The organism is Cupriavidus numazuensis (genome assembly GCF_905397435.1).
In the GTDB taxonomy this organism is placed as follows: Bacteria; Pseudomonadota; Gammaproteobacteria; order Burkholderiales; family Burkholderiaceae; genus Cupriavidus; species Cupriavidus numazuensis.
The window spans coordinates 43,571-64,401 of sequence record NZ_CAJPVI010000021.1; the positions used below are offsets into that span (position 1 = coordinate 43,571).

General features: G+C 66.2%; 20 protein-coding genes. 4 read left to right on the top strand and 16 right to left on the bottom strand.

Annotated features, from left to right (window positions below; translation table 11 throughout):
• Positions 1-452: 452 nt before the first annotated feature.
• The 9 genes from pcp to KHO41_RS17895 all read right to left on the bottom strand — a co-directional run bounded on the left by pcp (position 453) and on the right by KHO41_RS17895 (position 8,677).
• Positions 453-1,103: a pyroglutamyl-peptidase I gene (pcp, locus tag KHO41_RS17855; protein ID WP_211954609.1), complete on the bottom strand. Its 651-nt coding sequence runs from the start codon at positions 1,101-1,103 to the stop codon at positions 453-455.
• Positions 1,104-1,118: 15 nt separating this feature from the next.
• Entirely contained in the window at positions 1,119-2,069 is a 951-nt protein-coding gene (locus tag KHO41_RS17860; RefSeq protein ID WP_211954610.1) for a DUF979 domain-containing protein, read from the bottom strand.
• A gap of 3 nt (positions 2,070-2,072) precedes the next feature.
• Positions 2,073-2,804 carry a DUF969 domain-containing protein gene (locus KHO41_RS17865; RefSeq protein ID WP_211954611.1) on the bottom strand — a complete coding sequence of 244 codons (732 nt, stop codon included), beginning with the start codon at positions 2,802-2,804 and terminating at the stop codon, positions 2,073-2,075.
• Positions 2,805-2,905: 101 nt separating this feature from the next.
• Complete coding sequence (gene pxpA, locus KHO41_RS17870) at positions 2,906-3,646, bottom strand: 5-oxoprolinase subunit PxpA (protein ID WP_211954612.1); 741 nt, start codon at positions 3,644-3,646, stop codon at positions 2,906-2,908.
• Positions 3,647-3,658: 12 nt separating this feature from the next.
• The gene (locus tag KHO41_RS17875) at positions 3,659-4,678 is read right to left on the bottom strand and encodes a 5-oxoprolinase subunit C family protein (protein WP_211954613.1); all 1,020 of its coding nucleotides are present in this window, start codon (positions 4,676-4,678) and stop codon (positions 3,659-3,661) included.
• A complete protein-coding gene (gene pxpB / locus KHO41_RS17880; protein ID WP_211954614.1) occupies positions 4,675-5,325 on the bottom strand; it encodes a 5-oxoprolinase subunit PxpB in 651 nt (216 codons plus the stop codon). Before pxpB ends, KHO41_RS17875 begins: the two co-directional genes overlap by 4 nt.
• 1,064 nt (positions 5,326-6,389) lie before the next feature.
• Positions 6,390-7,385, bottom strand: coding sequence for a lipoyl synthase (gene lipA / locus KHO41_RS17885; protein WP_211954615.1), 996 nt, complete (start codon positions 7,383-7,385; stop codon positions 6,390-6,392).
• A gap of 49 nt (positions 7,386-7,434) precedes the next feature.
• A complete protein-coding gene (gene lipB, locus KHO41_RS17890; RefSeq protein WP_211954616.1) occupies positions 7,435-8,145 on the bottom strand; it encodes a lipoyl(octanoyl) transferase LipB in 711 nt (236 codons plus the stop codon).
• Positions 8,146-8,308: 163 nt separating this feature from the next.
• Complete coding sequence (locus KHO41_RS17895) at positions 8,309-8,677, bottom strand: DUF2917 domain-containing protein (RefSeq protein ID WP_211954617.1); 369 nt, start codon at positions 8,675-8,677, stop codon at positions 8,309-8,311.
• A gap of 203 nt (positions 8,678-8,880) precedes the next feature.
• On the opposite strand from KHO41_RS17895, the gene KHO41_RS17900 reads away from it, so the two are divergent.
• Complete coding sequence (locus tag KHO41_RS17900) at positions 8,881-9,840, top strand: transcriptional regulator GcvA (RefSeq protein WP_211954618.1); 960 nt, start codon at positions 8,881-8,883, stop codon at positions 9,838-9,840.
• Between the two features lie 4 nt (positions 9,841-9,844).
• Here KHO41_RS17900 and xerC read toward each other — a convergent pair whose 3' ends face one another.
• From xerC to KHO41_RS17935, 7 genes are all read right to left on the bottom strand, one after another.
• Positions 9,845-10,885 carry a tyrosine recombinase XerC gene (gene xerC / locus KHO41_RS17905; protein ID WP_211954619.1) on the bottom strand — a complete coding sequence of 347 codons (1,041 nt, stop codon included), beginning with the start codon at positions 10,883-10,885 and terminating at the stop codon, positions 9,845-9,847.
• Positions 10,886-10,920: 35 nt separating this feature from the next.
• A complete protein-coding gene (locus tag KHO41_RS17910; protein ID WP_211954620.1) occupies positions 10,921-11,592 on the bottom strand; it encodes a DUF484 family protein in 672 nt (223 codons plus the stop codon).
• 75 nt (positions 11,593-11,667) lie between these two features.
• Positions 11,668-12,810 carry a rod shape-determining protein RodA gene (gene rodA / locus KHO41_RS17915; protein ID WP_211954621.1) on the bottom strand — a complete coding sequence of 381 codons (1,143 nt, stop codon included), beginning with the start codon at positions 12,808-12,810 and terminating at the stop codon, positions 11,668-11,670.
• An 11-nt stretch (positions 12,811-12,821) separates the two neighbouring features.
• Complete coding sequence (mrdA, locus tag KHO41_RS17920) at positions 12,822-15,122, bottom strand: penicillin-binding protein 2 (protein WP_211954622.1); 2,301 nt, start codon at positions 15,120-15,122, stop codon at positions 12,822-12,824.
• Between the two features lie 31 nt (positions 15,123-15,153).
• On the bottom strand, positions 15,154-15,666 hold the full coding sequence (gene mreD / locus KHO41_RS17925; RefSeq protein ID WP_211954623.1) for a rod shape-determining protein MreD: 513 nt from the start codon (positions 15,664-15,666) through the stop codon (positions 15,154-15,156).
• On the bottom strand, positions 15,666-16,637 hold the full coding sequence (gene mreC / locus KHO41_RS17930) for a rod shape-determining protein MreC (protein WP_211954624.1): 972 nt from the start codon (positions 16,635-16,637) through the stop codon (positions 15,666-15,668). The genes mreD and mreC overlap by 1 nt, the downstream gene beginning before the upstream one ends.
• 193 nt (positions 16,638-16,830) lie before the next feature.
• Positions 16,831-17,874: a rod shape-determining protein gene (locus KHO41_RS17935; RefSeq protein WP_011296266.1), complete on the bottom strand. Its 1,044-nt coding sequence runs from the start codon at positions 17,872-17,874 to the stop codon at positions 16,831-16,833.
• Positions 17,875-18,501: 627 nt separating this feature from the next.
• On the opposite strand from KHO41_RS17935, the gene gatC reads away from it, so the two are divergent.
• The 3 genes from gatC to KHO41_RS17950 all read left to right on the top strand — a co-directional run bounded on the left by gatC (position 18,502) and on the right by KHO41_RS17950 (position 20,830).
• Positions 18,502-18,801, top strand: a complete 300-nt coding sequence (gene gatC, locus KHO41_RS17940; RefSeq protein WP_211954625.1) for an Asp-tRNA(Asn)/Glu-tRNA(Gln) amidotransferase subunit GatC — start codon at positions 18,502-18,504, stop codon at positions 18,799-18,801.
• A gap of 62 nt (positions 18,802-18,863) precedes the next feature.
• The gene (gene gatA, locus KHO41_RS17945) at positions 18,864-20,369 is read left to right on the top strand and encodes an Asp-tRNA(Asn)/Glu-tRNA(Gln) amidotransferase subunit GatA (RefSeq protein WP_211954626.1); all 1,506 of its coding nucleotides are present in this window, start codon (positions 18,864-18,866) and stop codon (positions 20,367-20,369) included.
• The gene (locus KHO41_RS17950) at positions 20,366-20,830 is read left to right on the top strand and encodes a hypothetical protein (protein WP_211954627.1); all 465 of its coding nucleotides are present in this window, start codon (positions 20,366-20,368) and stop codon (positions 20,828-20,830) included. Before gatA ends, KHO41_RS17950 begins: the two co-directional genes overlap by 4 nt.
• Position 20,831: the final 1 nt, after the last annotated feature.

Consider the following 20,831-nt stretch of genomic DNA (forward strand, 5'->3'; position numbering starts at 1 on the left):
GGCATCATGAAACTGGATTCAGAAACTGGAACCTCAGACGTTCACCGGAACAATGGGCCCGAAACGCGCTGATGTCGGAGGAATTTGAATGTTTTCATTCAAAGACCGGACAGGTCTATAGGACAATTCCGAAAAACAGTCGAATGTTGCAATTGTTTAAAGTTCGACTGACATGACTATGGATTTGCGATTCCATTACGAAAAAGAATCGGCAAATCAATGCAGTTATTTCGGACTTGAAAACAGCGCGAATGAGATACGAGCGCGCAAGGGACGTGATGGCAAGTGCCATCGCATTGGGAAGGGATGGGTGTTAAGCCAGTAGTGGCTTGAGGGAGAAAGCGGTCGTGTGACCGCCTGCGGGGGACTTCGTGGACACGCCGGCCCTCACCCCCGGCCCCTCTCCCGCAAGCGGGAGAGGGGAGAAACCCGGCGGTGTCGGAGTACTTCGCTTAGTGCAACTGGCCGCCCTGCTCGCGCACATCAACCTCCGTTGCCAGCGTAGTGGCAACTGCCTGCCGAATGGCGCGGATCATCGACTCCAGCGACATGCTGGGCTCCCCCGGATGGCGGGCGGCCTGCTCTGGCAGATAGGGAATGTGGATGAAGCCGCCGCGCACGCCCTCGCCTGCCGGCGTGGCCAGCGCGTGCATCAGGCCGTAGAACACGTGGTTGCAGACGAACGTCCCCGCCGTCTGCGACACAGCAGCAGGAACACCCGCTGCACGCATATCGCGCACGATTGCCTTGATCGGCAGCGTGGAGAAGTACGCGGCCGGGCCGTTCGCGGCGATCACGGTATCGATGGGCTGCGCGCCGGCGTTGTCAGCGATACGCGCATCATCGACATTGATCGCGACGCGCTCGACCGACATCTCGGTGCGGCCGCCCGCCTGCCCTACCGCAATGGCGATGGCGGGCTTCAGTTCGCGCAGCAGCGCGCCCATCGCATCGATCGCCGCACCAAACACACACGGCAACTGGCGCGCGACGACGACGGCATCGCCGATGCGTTCGCCATCGAGCGCGCGCACCGCCTCCCACGACGGATTGATCGGCTCGTTCTCGAACGGTTCGAAACCGGTGAGCAATACGGTGCGCATGGCAATGCTCCTCGCTTACATCAGGAAATACAGCAGCGCGATATTCGCGACGAGGATCGCCAATGCCGTCGGCACCTGCGCGCGAATCACGGCATTCTTGTCTTCCAGTTCCAGCAGCGCCGCAGGCACGATGTTGAAGTTCGCCGCCATGGGCGTCATCAGCGTACCGCAGTAGCCCGAGAACATGCCGATTGCCGCCATCACCGCCGGGTTGCCGTGGAACATGCCGACCAGGATCGGCACGCCGACACCGCCGGTCATGACCGGGAATGCAGCGAAGCCATTGCCCATGATTACCGTGAACAACGCCATGCCGACGCAGTACACCGTCACGGCGACCAGCTTGTAATCCATGTTGATGTAGGCGGTGGTCAGGTGCGCCACGGCCTTGCCTACGCCGGCGTCGGCGAACACCAGGCCCAGCATGGCCAGCATCTGCGGCAGCACCAGCGCCCAGCCAAGCGATTCCGTCAAACGGCGCGATTCGCGCACGCCCTGCGCGACCGTGTCACGCGTGAGCCAGCACACCACGCCGAGCGAGATCAGGCAGCCGATGCCGAGCGAGACGAAGGTCACGTTCTTGGGATCGAGCAGCGGAATGCCGGCGATCTTCACGTCCTTGAACAGCACGGTGCCGATCACGGTCACCAGCGGAATCAGCAGTGCCGGCACAAACAGCTTGTTGCCGAGACGGCGTGCGCTGGCGCGGCGCTCTTCTTCGGGCAGCGTGTCGTGCTTGCCATGGCCGACGCCACCGAAGCCGGCGATCAGCGCCATCACCACCGCGCCGATGCCCACTGCCGCCGGCGGCAGGCGGTCACCGATCAGGAAGACGATGGCGTACAGCAGCCAGAACAGGCCTGTGCTGAAGCGGCGCGGATGCTCGCGATCGGCAAAGGTCAGCAGTGCGGTGATGGCAAGGACCAGGCCCGCCAGCCAATACAGGTACTCGATGGAAACGATCATGGCTTACTCCCCGCTCTTGGTGGCCGCGACATTGGCAGCGGCGGCCTTGCCGCCGAGCTCGCGTTCGAGCCAGCCGTCCAGGCGCCTCAGGCGCACCGCATGGATCAGGAACGCACAGATCGCGGTCGGGATGCCCCACACGGCGATATGCAGCGGCTCCACGTCGATGTTCGACGACAGCAGGAACGTGTGCATCAGCGCGATGGCGCCAAACGCGACGAAGATGTCCTCGCCGAAGAACAGGCCGACGTTGTCGGTGGCCGCGCAGAATGCCAGCACGCGCTGCCGGATCGGTTCCGGCAGGTGGCCGAAGCGGTTCTCCGCCGCGCCTTCCGCCATTGGCGCCAGCAACGGTCGCACCATCTGCGGATGACCGCCGAGGCTGGTCAGGCCGACCGCAGCAGTCAGCTCGCGCACGCCGAGGTAGACGATCAGCAAGCGGCCGACCGTGGCCGACGCGATGCGCGCGATCCACGCCTGCGCGTGCTCGCGCAGGCCATGCCGCTCGAGCAGGCCGATGACCGCCAGCGGCAGCAGGATGATCAGCGGCAGGTTGCGCGCCTTGACGAAGGCATTGCCGATCGCGGTGAAGATCTGCATCACCGGCATCGGTGCGGCCAGGCCCGTGGCGATGGCGGCCAACGCCACCACCAGCATGGGATTGAAGCGCAGCACGAAGCCGATGATGATGACGCCGACCCCGATGAGGGGCCAGAGGTTGACTGCCTGTTCCATAAGAGACACCAGATAGAGTGTGATGGAGGCGAGCGGCCTTCCGCCGTCAGCCGTCAGACGGCGGAAGGCCGCGGGACATGCCGCGCACAGGGCTGGTGGCCCTACGCGCCGGCGCGGACTGCAATGCCTTCGGCGCCGAGCCGCTCGCGGATGCGGCGCGCAAAGGCAAGCGCATGGGCGCCGTCGCCGTGCAGGCACACGGTTTCGGCGCGGATCGGTACCCAGCTGCCGTCGATGGCGCGCACGCGCTGCTCGCGCACCATGGTCAGCGTCTGGTTCAGGGCGACTTCCTCGTCTTCATGCAGCGCGCCCGGCGTGCCGCGTTTGACGAGCGAGCCATCGGCGTTGTAGCCGCGGTCGGCGAAGACTTCTTCCTTGACGCGCAGGCCCGCCTGCCGCGCCACGTCGATCATCTTGCTGCCCGCCAGGCCGAAGAAGACCAGGTCGGAATCGAAATCGCGCACGGCGCGCACGATGGCCTCCGCCAGCGCCGGGTCGCGCGCGGCCTGGTTGTACAGCGCGCCATGCGGCTTCACGTGGTGGAGCTGCCCACCGAGCGCGCGCACCATGGAAGCCAGCGCGCCGATCTGGTACAGCACGTCGGCGTACACGGCTTCGGGGTCGCGCTGCATCTCGGTACGGCCGAAATTCTCGCGGTCCGGGAAGCTCGGGTGCGCGCCGATCGCTACGCCCTTCTCGATCGCCCACTTCACGGTCCGCAGCATGGTGGCGGCATCGCCCGCGTGCCAGCCGCACGCCACGTTGGCGGAACTGATCAGCGCGAGCAGCGCCTCGTCATTGCCGCAGCCTTCACCAAGGTCGGCGTTCAAATCGATCTGCATTGCGTTACTCCTTCAGGCTGCGGCGCGCGAGCCGGTGCGGCGGCGCGCGGCAATGGTCATGCCGTCGCCCTGCCATTGCAGGGCCTGGTCAATCTGGCGCAGGTAGCGGTCCACGGCCGCCTGCGCGTTGGCGGCTTCTTCCAGCGTGACGCGCACGAAACGCACCGGCGCGCCGAGCGGCACCTGCGCCAGGCGCCACAGATCGGCGCCGATCACCACGCCGATCTTCGGGTAGCCGCCAGTGGTCTGCGCATCGGCCATCAGCGCGATCGGCTGGCCGGCCGGCGGCACCTGGATCACGCCCGGTACCACGCCATGCGAAAGCAGGTCTGCGCTGCGATCGGCCTTTCGAGCAAGCGCCGGGCCCTGCAGGCGCAGGCCCATGCGGTTGCTGTTCGGCGTGATGGTCCACTCGGACTCCCACAGCGCTGCCTGCGCGGCCGGTTCGAAATCGTCGTACTCGGGGCCGGGCAGCAAGCGGATAGGGACAGGATTGCCAGCATCGGCGCACGGCAGCGCCCACGCTGGGGCCTGCACGCCGAGCCAGTCCGAGCCCTCCACCACGCCCGGTCTCCCGGCGGCAAGGCGGTCGCCGTCGTGCAGCGCACGTCCGGCAAACCCGCCAAAGCCTGCTTTCAGGTCGGTGCTGCGCGAGCCCATCACGGGCTCCACGTCGATGCCGCCAGCGACGCACAGGTAGACGCGCGTGCCGCCGCGCGTCGGGGGCAGCGTCAGCGTCTCGCCACGGCGGACGTCGAAGGCATGCCACGACCACACCGGCACGCCGTCGAGGTTGGCATTGCACTCGGCGCCGGTCAGCGCCACGCGCAGATCTTCGTGAAAGCGCACGGCCGCGCGGCCGAGCGTGAATTCGATGGCGGCACTGCCCGGCGCATTGCCGAGCAGCCGGTTGCCGAGGGTCAGCGCCAGCGGGTCCATGGCGCCGGAGCGTCCGACGCCGAAGCGGCGAAAGCCGGTGCGGCCAAGATCCTGTACGGAGGCCAGCGCACCGGGTCGGATGATCTCGATCACGCGATGACCTCCTCGGCAACAAATCGGACGGTATCGCCGGGGGCGAACAGGGAAGGCGGGTCGCGGTCGGCCACGAACAGCGCGGCGTCGGTACGACCGATCAGTTGCCAGCCGCCCGGCGCACTGGCCGGATAGATGCCGGTCTGCTCGCCGCCAATGCCGACCGAACCGGCCGGCACCGCGAGCCTTGGCTCGCGCCGGCGCGGCGTGGCGAGCTCGGGCGCAAGGCCGCCCATGTAGGCAAAGCCCGGTTGGAAACCAAGGAAATACACGACGTATTCCCCAGCGCTGTGACGGCGCACGACTTCCTGTGCGCTCAGGCCTGTATGCGCGGCCACATCGGCCAGATCGGGCCCATGCTCGCCGCCGTAGCGCACCGGGATCTCCACGAGCCGCCCTGTCGCGTTACGCGCCTCGCCAGAAGCCCAGGCGAGCTTCAGGTTGCGCTCCAGCACCGCGACATCGGCCGTGTCGTCGAAGATCACCGTCAGGTTGTTCATGCCGGGCACGACGTCCACCACGCCGCGCCAGTCTGCGGCACGCGCCGCCATGGCCCAGATACGGCGCTGGACCTCGAGCGAGGCCGGCGGCGGCGCGCTATAAAGCAGCGCCTGTTCGGCAAGACGGTGGACGGTACAGGAGGTCATGAGGCAACACCGGCTGGAACACTGCTGATCAGTGTAGGCCGGTATGGCTCTAGATGTGACTCATCAGCTTTTCATCGACAATTTATCGATGAATCATCATAACGAAACAAATGTTGCCTCGGCACTCAGGATTGACCCTAATAGAGAGGTTCTTTGGGGAATTGGGCTTGTCTGGTTCTTGGCAGGCGCCGCTGTTTCGCCGGCGTAGCCGGCGAGTCACTTTTGTCCGAGCGACAAAAGAGGTTCTTTGGGGAATTGGGCTTGTCTGGTTCTTGGCAGGCGCCACTGTTTCGCCGGCGTAGCCGGCGAGTCACTTTTGTCCGAGCGACAAAAGTAACCAAAAACGCGTTTTGGTTGCCCCAAAGGGGCGAATTTTTATCGTAGTGGGCCAGGGGTGTTGTACGGGTATGGGCTTCAGAGGGGATTTACGCTGCCTGCCGCGTGGGGCACCACCGTGAGTGGGAATACAGCGCTGATTGAACGAGCCCTGCAAGCGTCTGTGGACCCTGCTGCGAGCGATATCGTGTAATCGCCTTCGGCTGCGCTGCGCGCAGAGCCCTAGTCTGAGCACGCAGGCCCAGGGCGAACCAGGCCCGGGTGAAGATGCCGCGCATGCGCGCAGAAAAAGGAAATTTGGACTCGGGCGCCGGCGACGCTGATGAGCTCGCATCCAGACTACGACGTGCGCGCAGCGCAGCCGAAGGCGTCCCACCACTGACCTGGATGGAACGCTGTACCCGAGTCCGTCTTGGGGATCGTCCAAAAGCCGTGCCGCGCGAGGCACAGGTTCTGACTCACATGGCGTAGCAGGGTCGAACGACCGACCACCATCGCAGGCGTCCAAAGCCGTTTGAACCCCTGTCGCCGTGGAATTGATGGCCAGCGGCAACGACGCGCTTTTTGGTTACTTTTTGTCGCTCGGACAAAAAGTGACTCGCCGGCTACGCCGGCGAAACAGCGGCGCGGGCCAAGAACGACACCTCAACCCCAACCCAAAACCCCCCTCCCAAAAACAAAACAGCCGGGTTTCCCCGGCCGTCCTTCCTCACCTCAACAGCATCCAATCAGGCAAACCCAGCCTGATGCGCCTGCTGGTCGGCGTGGTACGAGCTGCGCACCATCGCACCCACGGCAGCGTGGGTGAAGCCCATCTTGTAGGCCTCTTCCTCGAACATCTTGAACGTATCGGGATGCACGTAGCGCAGCACCGGCAGGTGGTGGTTCGACGGCGCGAGGTACTGGCCGATGGTCAGCATGTCGATATCGTGCGCGCGCATGTCGCGCATGACTTCGAGGATTTCCTCGTCGGTCTCGCCCAGGCCGACCATCAGGCCGGACTTGGTCGGCACGTTCGGGTTGCGGCGCTTGAATTCCTGCAGCAGCTTGAGCGAGTGCGCATAGTCGGCACCCGGGCGGGCCTGCTTGTACAGGCGCGGCACGGTTTCCATATTGTGGTTCATGACGTCCGGCGGGGAGACCTGCAGGATGTCCAGCGCCTTGTCCAGGCGGCCGCGGAAGTCGGGCACCAGCACTTCGATGCGGGTGGCGGGCGACAGCTCGCGCGTTTGGCTGATGCAGTCCACGTAGTGCTGGGCACCGCCGTCGCGCAGGTCGTCACGGTCGACGCTGGTGATCACCACGTAGTTGAGCTTGAGCTGGGCGATGGTGCGGGCCAGGTTGCCGGGCTCGTTCACATCCAGCGGATCCGGGCGGCCATGGCCGACGTCGCAGAACGGGCAGCGGCGCGTGCACTTGTCGCCCATGATCATGAACGTGGCCGTGCCCTTGCCGAAGCACTCGCCGATGTTCGGGCAGCTTGCTTCTTCGCACACCGTGACGAGGTTGTTGGCGCGCAGGATGTCCTTGATCTCATAGAAGCGCGAGTTGCCCGTGGCAGCCTTCACGCGGATCCAGTCCGGCTTCTTGAGCTTTTCGGCCGGCACGATCTTGATGGGGATGCGCGCGGTCTTGTCGGCCGACTTCTGCTTGCGGGTCGGATCGTACTGCTCCGCGGGGGATTGGGGGGCTTCGCTGGAGGAGGCGATCAGGGCGTCGCTCATAAATTTCTCCGCACGCGCAATGGCGTGCAATTCGCTTGTCAGCTTGTCACTAAGAGGCCAGGGCCGGCGTGGCGGCAGTTTTGTCTGCCGCCAGCGCACGGGCCTCGCGCGCTGCCAGCACCTCGCACAATGCCGCCGCCAGGCGCCGCGCGATGTCAGTTTGTTGTGCGGCGGTCACAGGCTGGTCTTGCCAGCGTCCACCAGCAGTGGCCATGTCGACCGTTTCCAGTCCGGCATAGCCACAGGGATTGATGCGCAGGAACGGCGCCAGATCCATCTGCACGTTCAGGCTGACGCCGTGGTAGCTGCAGCCGTTGCGGATCTTGAGGCCGAGCGCCGCAATCTTGGCACCCCGGTGCGCTCCGTCCGACAGGTAGATGCCGGGGGCGCCGGGCTTGCGCTCAGCCGCGAGATTATACGCCGCGAGCGTGTCAAGAACGGCCTGCTCGATATCGTTCACGAGCTCGCGCACCATCAGTTTGCGGCGCTTGAGATCGAGCAGCAGATAGGCCACCACCTGGCCGGGACCGTGATAGGTGATCTGTCCGCCACGGTCGATCTGCACCATCGGGATGTGCGCGTCCGGCGCCAGCAGGTGTGCGGGATCGCCCGCCTGGCCCAGCGTGTAGACCGGCGGATGCTCGACCAGCCAGACCTGGTCAGGCGTTTCAGGCGTGCGCGCGGCAGTGAAGGCGCGCATCGCCTCGAAGCAGGGCTGGTAGTCTTCGCGGCCCCGTTCGATGACTTGAATCGGATGCATGGCGAGAGTGTAACGAAAAGGGCCGGCTTTCGCCGGCCCCTGCCACGGTCATGGAGCATCCTTCAGCTTGCGCGGCGCGTCCTGGCGGCCTTCTTCATCACGTGGCCTCGACCAGACCAGCCGCAGTCGTGATGCATGCGGCGCAGGCGCTCCATCTCCGGGTTCAGGCTGCCTTGGCCTGGTCGTCAGCCGGCGTCCATTCCGTGCCTCGAACCAGGCGCCGCAGTCCGCGATACACGAGGTGCGGCAGGTCCGCCAGCGTCAACACCGGGCGCCGCGCCTCGGCGATCAGCGCGAGGCGCACCGCGCGTTCGGCGCGCGGGTCGATGCTCAGTACCACTTCATCGCCACGCCGCAGCAGCAGATTCCCGCCACAACGCAGCCAGTAGTCCTCGGAATCGCCTTCGCGTGTGATCCACAGGTCGGTGCCGCCGGCATCTTCCACATGGAGGCGCTGTGCCGAATGCATGGACAGCGCGGTGACTTCGCCGGGACTCAGGGTGAAAACTGTCGTTGTGAGCAGGGCTTGCATGGTGGATCTCCTATCTGCCGGCCTCGGCGGTCTTGCCGAGAGCATGCCACTTGACCGGTACTGGCCTGGTTTTCCCGCCAGGCCAGTTCAAATCGCAGTGGCATTGGGGCGCCGGTGAATGAATTCTAGTGATTGCCCACGCACTGGCAAAACGATATATTTTGGAGGTTCTTGTTAAAGAATCTCACAAAGCGGAGGCCGACATGGCGTGGAAAGGCGCATGGGAAAGGGACATGCCGCGCGGCTGGCATCGTGAATTGCCGCGTCTGCCGGCACTGACAGCGCTGCGCGCATTCGAGGCGGCGGCCCGTCACGAGAGCTTCTCGCGCGCGGCCACCGAACTGTTCGTCACACACGGCGCGGTCAGCCATCAGATCCGCGCGCTCGAAGAAGAACTGGGCATGCCGCTGTTCGAGCGCCACGGCAAGCGTGTCGCGCTGACTCCGCCCGGTCGCCTCTACGCCGAGCGGATCCGCGATGCGCTACTGCAGATTGCCGACGCCACGCGCGTGCTGCAGTCCGGCAACCGCGACAAGCGGCTGACCATCAGCACCATGCCGTCGTTCGCCGCGCGCTGGCTAATGCCGCGCATCGGCAGCTTCATCGAACGGCACCCGGAACTCGACGTCGAGCTGCTGTCGTCGAACACACTCGTGGACTTCGGCCAGGAAGAGGTCGACATTGCACTGCGCATGGGCACCGGCGACTACCCGGGCCTGTATGTGGAAAAGCTGCTCGACGATGTGTTCTTTCCGGTTTGCAGCCCGGGGTTCAACGGCGGGCGCCTGCCGGAGAAGCCGAGCGACCTGGCCGGGCTGAACCTGCTGCGCGGCGAAGGCGACCCATGGAAGCCCTGGTTCGAAGCCGCCGGGCTGGACTGGCCGGAGCCGCGCAAGGGACTGTTGCTCGAAGATTCCTCACTGCTGCTGCAGGCGGCGGCGGAAGGCCAGGGCATCACGCTGATCCGCTCTTCGCTGGCCTACAACGACCTGCTGTCGGGCCGGGTGGTGCGACTGTTCGATGTCAGCATTGCCTGCCCGTGGCTACTGTACTTCGTATGCGCGCCGGGGGCGCTGGAATCGGCCAAGGTTCAGGCGTTTCGCGGTTGGCTGCTGCCGGAGATCGACCGGTTCCGCGAAGTGCTCGCGCAGTGGGCGGATTGAGGGCTCAGTCGCCCTTCGTCTCGTCATCGTCGGCATCGTCTTTCGATGGCGCCGCGCGCCCTGCCCTCGGATGCGCCTTGTCATAAACCTTCGCCAGATGCTGAAAGTCGAGCGAGGTGTAGATCTGCGTCGTGGCGATGCTCGCATGCCCGAGCAGCTCCTGCACCGCGCGCAGGTCGCCTGACGATTGCAGCATGTGCGTGGCAAACGAATGCCGCAGCATATGCGGATGCACGTCCGCGGGCACACCAGCGCGGATCGCCTGCTGCTTGAGCCGCAGCTGCACCACGCGCATCGACAGCCGATGCCCGCGCGCGCCAAGGAACAGCGCGCTGGCGTCTTCCGGCGCGGCGCCGGGGCGCAGCAACTGCTCGCGTACGCCGAGCCACGCGCGCAGGGCGTCCATCGCCTTGCTTCCGACGGGGACGGTCCGACGGCGCGAGCCCTTGCCCGTCACGGTCAGTTCGGCACCGGACATGTCGAGCCAGCCGGCCGATTCGTAGCCATCGAGCCTTTCATAGCGCACATCGAGCTGCACCAGTTCGGCCAGGCGCAATCCGCTCGAATAGAACAGCTCCCACACGGCCTGGTCGCGCAGCGCGGCGGCGTCGGTGCCGGCCGGATGGGACACGAGCGCCACGGCATGCTCGACGGAAAGTGCCTTGGGCAGCCGATGACCGGAGCGCGGCGCACGCACGCCGTCCACGGGATTGGCCTGGACGCCCAGTCCGTGCTGCGCCGCCCACAGATAGAAGCCGCGCCAGGCCGACAAGGTGCGGGCAATGCTGGTGCCGGCCAGTCCTTCGCCATGCATGCGCGCAGCAAAGGCGCGGATATGGCGGGTCTGCAGCGCCAGCAGCGCAAACCCCGGCGCATGCTTTGCCGCATGCGCCTGCAGCACGGTCAGGTCGCGCCGATAGCTGCGCAGCGTGTGGTCGGCCAGCTTGCGGCTGCCTTCCAGCCACGCGAGGTAACGTTGGACGATCGGGTCGGCCGCCGGAGCCTCCGTGTCGGAGGCAGTGCCGTTCGTCGGTTCGGCAGTCATGGCGGCAAAGACTGGATGAGATCGGGAAGAAGAACTCAGTCGCGCAGGCGGTTCAGCGCGGCGCCGGCGACTTCACCGATCTGGGTCAGGTAAGCCGTGCCCATGCCTTCGTGGAAACGGCGCGCATCGGCCGAGCCCAGTACAAGCAAACCGAAGGCGGCGCCCGGCACCTCGCCGGCGGTGCGGACGGGCGGGCGCAGCGCGACCATGGCGATCGACGCGACTTCTTCGAGCTCCAGCAGACTGGCCGCTTCGAAGCCCGCATTGGCGCCGCAGTAAGGTGCGCGCAGCCCCTCGGCAAACAAGCGCAGGTCATCGCTGGCGCCCTGCACCACTTCCATATGGGCGAACTGCTCGGCCACGCTCCACAGCTTGAGCGCCACGGCGGGCACGTCGAACACCTGCTGCAGGCCGTCCTGCACGGCGTAGGGCAGCGCGTGGGAATCCGGCTCGGCCAGCAGGCGCAGTTGCCACGCGTGCATGCGCTGCTGGGTGCGGTCGTTGTCGTGCCCGTGGCGCATCAGGTCGGCCAGGCGCAGTTCGAGTCCCTTGTTCTTTTCGCGCAGGATTTCCATCTGCCGCTCCTGCAGCGACACTGCGCGGTGGCTATGCGGGCTCGTGAGCTGCACGGTAGCGAGCAACTCGGCATGGTCTTCGAAGAACTGGGGATTGCTCTGCAGGTAGGCGGCGACGTCTTGGGCGTTCATGGGCTTCGAACCGAGAGAAATTTGGATGGCAGTGTAGCAAAGCGGGGTATTCACCCCGCCCCTTGTCCATCTGTATTACGTCTGGATCAGCCGTTTCTGTCGGGATATCGCCATCAGAATGCCGATACCCGCGCCCAGCGTCACCAGCGCCGTGCCACCGTAGCTCATCAGCGGCAACGGGACGCCGACCACGGGCAGGATGCCGCTCACCATGCCCATATTGACGAAGGCGTAGGTGAAGAAGATCAGCGTGATCGAGCCCGCCAGCAGCCGCGAGAACAGCGTTGGCGCGTTGGCCGCGATAAACAGTCCGCGAAAGATCAGCAGCAGGTACAGCACCAGCAGGATGGCATTGCCGATCAGGCCGAACTCCTCCGAATACACCGCGAAGATGAAGTCGGTGTGCTTTTCCGGGATGAACTCCAGGTGGGTCTGGGTGCCCTTGAGCCAGCCCTTGCCGTCGACGCCGCCCGAGCCGATCGCGATGATCGACTGGATCGTGTGGAAGCCCTTGCCGAGCGGGTCGGTGGTCGGGTCTAGCAGCGTGCATACGCGGTGCTGCTGGTAGTCGTGCAGCACCGGCCAGTTCACGCCCGGCGCGCAGATGTCGTTCTGGTACGTGATCAGCAGCGTCACCGCGACCACCAGGATGCCCAGCAGCGGCAGGATGATGCGCCACGACAGCCCCGCGAAGTAGATCACGTAGACGCCGGCCGCCATCACCAGCAGCGCGGTGCCCAGGTCGGGCTGCTTGGCGATCAGGCCGACCGGGATCAGCAGCAGCACCAGCGCCACCACGAAGTCATACCATCGGACCACGCCCTCGCGCTTCTGGAAGTACCACGCGAGCATCAACGGCATGGAAATCTTCATGATCTCGGACGGCTGGATCACCATGCCGACATTGAGCCAGCGCCGCGCGCCCTTGCGGATCAGGCCGAACATGGCCACTGCGATCAGCAGCGCCACCCCGACCGTGTAGATCGGCACGGCCACGCGCATCAGCGTCTGCGTGGGCAGGTAAGCGATCACCAGCATCACCACGTACGACAGCAGGATGTTGCGAAGCTGGTCCTCGACGCGGCCCGGCATGTCGATGGCGGCCGAATACAGCGCCACGATGCCGGTGGCGAACAACAGGAACACGATCAGCGCGAGCGGCTTGTCGAAGCCGGTGAACGCCGTTTTAATGAGCGACAGGACGCGACGCTTGTCCATGCGCGTCTCCTTCAGCGGGTGACGTCAGCGCCAGTCGCCGGGGTGGCAGCAACGGGCTTGACGCGGGGTTTCGGTGCAGGCGCCTTGGCGGCAGCCGGGGCAGACGCCGGTCCCGGCGCAACGGGCTTCGGCTTGCTGTGGCCCAGCGCCTGCAGCATGCGTTCGTCCAGCGTCTGCACGGCAGAGGCCGGTGCAATCGCGGCTGGATCCAGCGCCGCGGCCATGGAGGCGCCCGCCCCCGCCGCCGATGCCGCCGCCACGACGGAAGACGCGCCCACCGCGCTGGCCGCCACGGCGCTTGCGCCGCCGGACATGACCGTCGCGCTGGCGATGCTCGCGGTCTGGCCCGTGGTGAACACGCTGGCCGTATCGACCGGCGAACGTTCGGCCGGCGGCGGTGCCGAGGCTTCGAGTTCGGCGGGCCACTTGCCCAGCAGGTAATAGTCCATCACCTTGCGCGCGATCGGCGCGGCCACCGCAGCGCCGAAGCCCGCGTTCTCGACGATCAGCGCGAGCGCGATCTTCGGGTTGTCGGCGGGCGCGAAGGCTGTGTAGAGCGAGTGGTCGCGCTTGCGCTCGTCGATCGCGTGGTGGTTGTACTTCTCGTTTTTGCCAAGCGTGTAGGTCTGGGCCGTACCGGTCTTGCCCGCCGACTCGTAGGCGGCGCCGGCGAACACACGCGCGGCAGTACCAGAATGCGTCACCGCCACCATCGCGCGCTTGATCACGTCGATGTCGGCCTGCTTGAAGTTCAGACGGTAGCTTTCCTTGGGCACGGTCAGCGTGCGCTTGCGCGTGACGGAGTCCTCCACGGCCTTGACCAGGTGAGGCTTCATCGCCGCGCCGTTGTTGACGATGATCGAGATCGCGTTGGCAAGCTGCAGGATCGTGAAGCTGTTGTAGCCCTGGCCGATGCCCAGCGAAATCGTTTCGCCGTCATACCACTTCTGCTGCTCCGGCTTGCGGTAGGCCTTGCGCTTCCATTCCGTGGACGGCAGGATGCCGCGGCTTTCGCCCTCGATGTCGATGCCGGTGATCTGCCCGAAGCCCAGCGGCTTCATGAAGTCATGGATCGCGTTGACGCCCATGTCGCGCGCGAGCGCGTAGTAGTACGTGTCGCACGACTGCACGATCGACGTCTGCATGTCGACCCAGCCGTGGCCGCCCGGCTTGTCGTCGCGGAAGGTGTGGTTGCCCAGCGTGAACGAACCCGGGTCATGCATGCCCCACGCGGCCGTGCGCTTGCCCGTGGTCAGCGCCGCCAGCGCCATGAATGGCTTGTAGGTCGAGCCCGGCGGATACGTCCCGCGCAACGGGCGGTTCAGCAGCGGCTTGTCGGGCGAATTGTTGAGCTCGCCCCAGGTGTTGGAGTCGATCCCCTCGACGAACAGGTTCGGGTCGAAAGTCGGCTTGGAAACGAAGGCCAGGATGTCGCCCGTCGACGGCTCGATCGCCACCAGCGCGCCGCGGCGGTCGCCGAACAGTTCCTCGGCCAGTTGCTGCAGGCGGATGTCGAGCGACAGGATCAGGTTGTTGCCCGGCGTGGCGGGCGAGGTCGACAGCGTGCGGATCGGCCGGCCGCCCGCGCTCACCTCGACTTCCTCGAAGCCGGTCAGCCCGTGCAGCTCGGTCTCGTAGCTTTGCTCCAGGCCGATCTTGCCGATGTAGTTGCTGCCCTTGTAGTTGTCGGCATCCTTGCGGGGGTCGTACTTGGCGCCATCCGCATCGTTGGCCTCGTCCATGGCCTCGATGCGCTCCTGGTCGCGCTGCGAGATGCGGCCCAGATAGCCGATCACGTGCGATGCCGATTCCCCGAGCGGATATTGCCGGAACAGGCGCGCGCGCACGTCCACGCCCGGGAAGCGGAAGCGCTGCGCGGAAAAGCGCGCGACCTCTTCATCGGAAAGCTGACTGCGGATCGGCAGGCTCTCGAAGCTGCGCGATTCCTCCATCAGGCGCTTGAAGCGGCGCCGGTCGCGCACCTGGATATCAACCAGCGACGACAGCGCCTCGATGGTGTTGTCGAGCGTATCGGTCAGCTTGGACGGCGTGATCTCGAGCGTGTAGGCGGAGTAGTTGCGCGCCAGCACGACACCGTTGCGGTCCATGATGATGCCGCGGTTCGGCTCGATCGGCGCGACCGAGATGCGGTTGTCCTCGGCCTTAGCCGAGTACTGGTCGTGCTTGTACCACTGCAGCCACAGGAAGCGCGTGAACAGCAAGCCGAAGCAGATCACCGTGAACAGCGCCGCGGCCGCCACGCGGAGGCGGAAGCGGCCGATTTCCAGTTCGACGTTGCGGATTTCGGTCATGGTACTGCCGGGTTGGATGCGTGGGGCGCGCTCAGATCGGGCGCGTCTCGTCGACGTCGACCGAGCGGCGCTGCGGCGCGAGCAGCACGGCCGTGGCCATCGGCCAAAGCAGCGCCTCGATGCCGGGCGCGAGCAACAGCGGCCAGCCCGGCAGCGGCGCGCCCATGGCCAGGCGGATTACCACCGGCACCGCGTGTGCGACGAACAGCAGCGGCAGCACGTGCAGCGCCTGCGTATAGACCGTGAACCACAGCACGCGACGGTGAATGGTGATGGCGAAGTAGGCCAGCAGCGTATAGGCCACCGCGTGCTCGCCGAGCAGGCGCGCGTCATGCACGTCCATCAGCAGGCCCAGCGCGAACGCCACGCCCATGCCGACCTTGCGCGGCTGGTGGATGTTCCAGAACACCAGCACCAGCGCCACCATGTCCGGGATCCACAGGGTAGTGCCCCACGGCATCAGGTTGAACAGGAAGGCCATGACGAAGCTGAACGCGATGAACACCGGGTTCACCGGGCGCAGCAGGTACTGGGGATTGGTCATTACTGGGCCTCCTTGGCGGCGGGAGCGGATGCGGCCTTCGCCGCCGCCGCGCTGGCCGCGGCGGCACGCGCAGCCGCCGAGCGGGCACCCTTGGCCGGCGCTTCGGCCTTCTCTTCGACGGTCTCGCGCGGCGGTATGGCCGAGTCGTAGCGGACCACGAGCAGCTGCCGGTGCGAACGCACGCCGGCCACCGGCTCGCACCACACGCGCGAGAACGCGGTATCGGCCTTGCGCTCGATGTGTGCGATCTTGGCTACCGGCAGGCCCGGCGGGTACGTGCCATCCAGGCCGGACGTCACCAGCAGGTCACCCTGCTGCAGGTCAGCCGCCGCGGCCATGAAGCGCAGGTCGAGCTGGCCGGCGCGCGCGCCACCGAAGGCCACGCTGCGCAACCCGTTGCGCACCACCTGCACGGGAATCGCCTGGTCCTTGTCGGTCAGCAGCGTGACTTCGGACTGGAACGGCGACACGCGCGTCACCTGCCCGACCACGCCGCGTTCGTCGATCACCGGGTAGCCGGCGCGCAGGCCCTGCTGGCTGCCCTTGTCGATCACGATGCGCTGCGAGTACGGATCACGCGCGTCATAGAGGATTTCCGCCGCCGTGACCGGCGTGGCCGACTGCTGCTGCAAGCCGAGCAGCTTGCGCAACTGGTTGTTCTCGGCTTCGAGCTGCGCCTGGCGCACCGAGGCCTCGGCCTGTTCCACGGCGCTGCGGCGCAGTTCGCGGTTCTCGCCGGCGAGCGTGGCCGAAGACTGCGCGTAGTCAAACACGGTGCGCAACGCATCGCGCGGCACCAGCACAACGCGCTCCACGGGCATCAGCACCGTGGCGGCTATCTGGCGCACGATGCTGAGCGCGTTGAAACGCGCATCGACGATCAGCAGCGCCAGCGCGATGGCCACGTACAGGACCAGGCGCGCGACAGCCGAAGTTCCTTGCTTGAAAAGCGGCGGTGGAGAGTAATCCATTTAGCCGGGCGCAGGCGTTGTCGGGAGAGAAGACGCTAGGGAAGAGAGAGGCTGGCACGCAAAGACATTGCCGCCCCGGCATGCCGGGGCGGCAATCGGTGCCGCGGGAGCGTTCCCGCGGAGGCAGCGTTGCTCCGCAGCCCTGATCGAGAGATCCGGCAGGCGGTGCATCGCGCCGTGCAGTCCTGCAGCCTTACTCGTACGAGAAGATGCTGCCCAGCTTGTCCATGCGTTCCAGCGCCATGCCGGAGCCACGCACCACGCAGGTCAGCGGGTCTTCGGCGACCAGCACCGGCAGGCCGGTTTCCTCGGCCAGCAGGCGGTCCAGGTCGCGCAGCAGCGCGCCGCCACCGGTCAGCATCATGCCGCGCTCGGCGATGTCGGCGCCCAGTTCCGGCGGGGTCTGTTCCAGCGCGATCTTGACGGCCGACACGATCTGGTTCAGCGGATCGGTCAGCGCCTCCAGGATTTCGTTGGACGACACCGTGAACGCGCGCGGGATGCCTTCGGACAGGTTGCGGCCCTTGACTTCCATCTCGCGGACTTCGGAACCCGGGAAGGCCGAGCCGATTTCCTTCTTGATGGCCTCGGCGGTCTGTTCGCCGATCAGCATGCCGTAGTTGCGGCGGATGTAGTTGACGATGGCCTCGTCGAACTTGTCGCCGCCGACGCGCACCGAACCCTTGTAGACCATGCCGCCCAGCGAGATGATGCCGACCTCGGTGGTACCGCCGCCGATGTCCACGACCATCGAGCCCGACGGCTCCGACACCGGCAGGCCGGCGCCGATTGCGGCCGACATCGGCTCCTCGATCAGGTACACCTGGCTGGCGCCGGCGCCCAGGGCGGATTCGCGAATCGCGCGGCGCTCGACCTGGGTCGAGCCGCACGGCACGCAGATGATGATGCGCGGGCTCGGACGCAGCAGCTTCGAGTCATGCACCATCTTGATGAACTGCTTGAGCATCTGCTCGGTGACGGTGAAGTCGGCAATCACGCCGTCCTTCATCGGGCGGATGGCTTCGATATTGCCCGGCACCTTGCCCAGCATCTGCTTGGCTTCCTTGCCCACAGCCTGGATCGTCTTCTTGGCGTTGGGGCCGCCTTCCTGGCGGATGGCCACGACCGAAGGCTCGTCCAGGACGATGCCCTTGTCACGCATATAGATCAGCGTGTTGGCGGTGCCGAGGTCGATGGCCAGGTCGTTGGAAAAGTAGCTGCGGAGAAATCCGAACATCAGGAATCCTGTTTTCTGTTGGGTTCGCGGGTAGGCGAAGTGGCCGGCGCCACCTGCGGGCCGGCCAAAATGTATTCATGCGGGTAAGGTCAGGCTTCCCGGACACCGGACAGCCCGCCATCGGCCACCTGATCCAGATGGCGCCGGCAAACCGCCGCGGAGCGCTCCCGCGCACCGCTCTTACGGGAACCTTTGATTAGACCTCGCGAAAAAGTTCGCGAAAAGATCACGTCTGTGCCACATCGCTGAAATTTCGCAATGCGGCGGAGGGCTAATCAGAGGGACCCAGACCATCTGCTTCGGACATCGCCGCGCCGGCGCGCGGCCGGTGCAGCCCGAAGCACGTTTAACGGCAGTCGAAGACCCCGCCGAAAAAGTGACAAATTATTCACCTGAAGCGCTACGCCTGCGCGCATGTGGCGAGGACGCTGCCAAAGGTCGAGAGCACGCAATGATACCTTATAATTCCTGCTGATTCGGGCCGTTACAGCCTGAAAACAACTGCTAATCCGACGACACCGGGGCGCCCCTCCGGCACCCCGCCGGGGCCGCGCGACGCACCCGCCGCATGCCTCGGGCGCCAGTGCTGCAAGCGCCTTTTTGCACCCGACCCGTACCCACCACGCCATGGCCCTCGACCTTTCCGACGTCAAGCGCATCGCCCATCTGGCCCGCATCGAAACCAGCGATGAAGAGGCGTCCCAGACGCTAGCGCAGCTCAATAACTTCTTCTCGCTGGTCGAGCAGATGCAGGCGGTCGATACCACCGGCATCGAGCCGCTGGCGCACCCGCTGGCCACCGTGCGCGACATGGCGCAGCGCCTGCGCGACGACGCCGTGACCGAAAGTGACCGCCGCGACGACTACCAGCGCCCCGCGCCCGCCACACAGAATGGCCTCTACCTGGTGCCCAAGGTCATCGAATGACCCGCGCGCTACCTCATTGCGCCCGCACCCTAGCACGCCACCCCTGATGCCAACAGACTGTCATGCCCTTTTCCGCTGATTCCGTGACTTCCCTGCGCCAGCTCGCCGACTCCCTGGCCGCGCGCTCCGTTTCCGCCGAGGAACTCGCCCGCACCTACCTGGCCCGCATCGAGCAGGCCGGCGCGCTGAACGCCTTCACCCATGTCGACGCCGAGCGCACGCTGGCCCAGGCCCGCGAAGCCGACGCACGCCGCGCGCGCGGCGAGGCCACGCTGCTGACCGGCGTGCCGGTGGCCCACAAGGACGTGTTCGTCACGCGCGGCTGGCGCGCCACGGCCGGCTCGAAGATGCTGGCCAATTACGAAAGCCCGTTCGACGCCACCGTAGTCGAACGCATGGCCGCCGCCGGCATGGTGACGCTGGGCAAGACCAATATGGACGAGTTCGCGATGGGCTCGTCCAACGAAAACTCCTTCTTCGGCGCGGTGCGCAACCCGTGGGATACCGACCGCGTGCCGGGCGGCTCGTCGGGCGGCTCGGCCGCCGCGGTGGCCGCGGGCCTGGCACCGGCCGCGACCGGCACCGACACCGGCGGTTCGATCCGCCAGCCGTCGTCGTTCTCGGGCATCACCGGCATCAAGCCGACCTACGGCCGCGTGTCGCGCTACGGCATGATCGCGTTCGCGTCCTCGCTGGACCAGGGCGGCCCGATGGCCCACACCGCCGAGGATTGCGCGCTGCTGCTCAACGCCATGGCCGGCTTCGATGCGAAGGACTCGACCAGCATCCCGCCCGAGCAAGGCGGCGTCGATGAAGACTTCGCGCGCTACCTGGGCCAGCCGCGCGCCGGCGCTTCGGAAAGCCAGCCGCTGGCCGGCCTGCGCATCGGCCTGCCACGCGAGTACTTCGGCAAGGGTCTGTCGCCCGATGTGGAAGAGACGGTGCGTGCCGCGCTGCGCCAGTACGAGCAACTCGGCGCCACGCTGGTCGAGGTTTCGCTGCCCAAGACCGAGCTGTCGATTCCCGTGTACTACGTGATCGCCCCGGCCGAGGCTTCGTCGAACCTGTCGCGCTTCGATGGTGTGCGCTACGGCCACCGCGCGGCCGAGTACCGCGACCTGCTCGACATGTACAAGAAGTCCCGCGCCGAAGGCTTCGGCGCCGAGGTCAAGCGCCGCATCATGGTCGGCACCTATGTGCTGTCGCACGGCTACTACGACGCCTATTACCTGCAGGCGCAGAAGATCCGCCGCATCATCGCCGACGACTTCCAGCGCGCGTTCGCCCAGTGCGACGTGATCATGGGCCCGGTCGCGCCGACGGTCGCGTGGAAGCTCGGCGAGAAGACTTCGGACCCGGTGCAGATGTACCTGGCCGACATCTTCACGCTGTCCACCAGCCTGGCCGGCCTGCCCGGCATGAGCGTGCCGTGCGGCTTTGGCGAGGGCAATATGCCGGTCGGCCTGCAGCTGATCGGCAACTACTTCGACGAAGCGCGCCTGCTGCAGACCGCGCACGCGTTCCAGCAGGCCACCGACTGGCACCTGCGCCGTCCCGCCAAGGCATGAAACGGCTTGCGCAAGGCTTCCGGCTGATCCTCGCCGTGGCGCTCGCCACGGCGGTGGCCGGCTGCATCCAGTTGCCGATCATCGGCAAGCCGACGCCCATCGCCGCCCGCGATATCGACCTTGTTGGCGACTGCCGCCGCACCGAGGAAGATGGCTTCCGCGAGGACGCCCAGCTGCGCGTGTCCGACAACAGTGTGCAGCAGCTGTCCTGGAAGCTGTGGGTCGGCAAGCGCGGCTCGTGCAGCTTCAACCTGGCCGATTTCCGCCAGGTCCAGAAGAAGCCGCATATCGAGCTGCGCGCCAATGACGGCAGCGGCTGCAAGCTGATGGTCTGGCAGGATCCGCGCCGCGTGACGCTCGCGCACGCGAACTGCCAGCAGCGCTGCACGCCGGGCATCTATGAACAGGCATGGCCGGTGATGTTCGAACCCGGCACCGGCGCCTGCGCGCAAACCCGCTGAG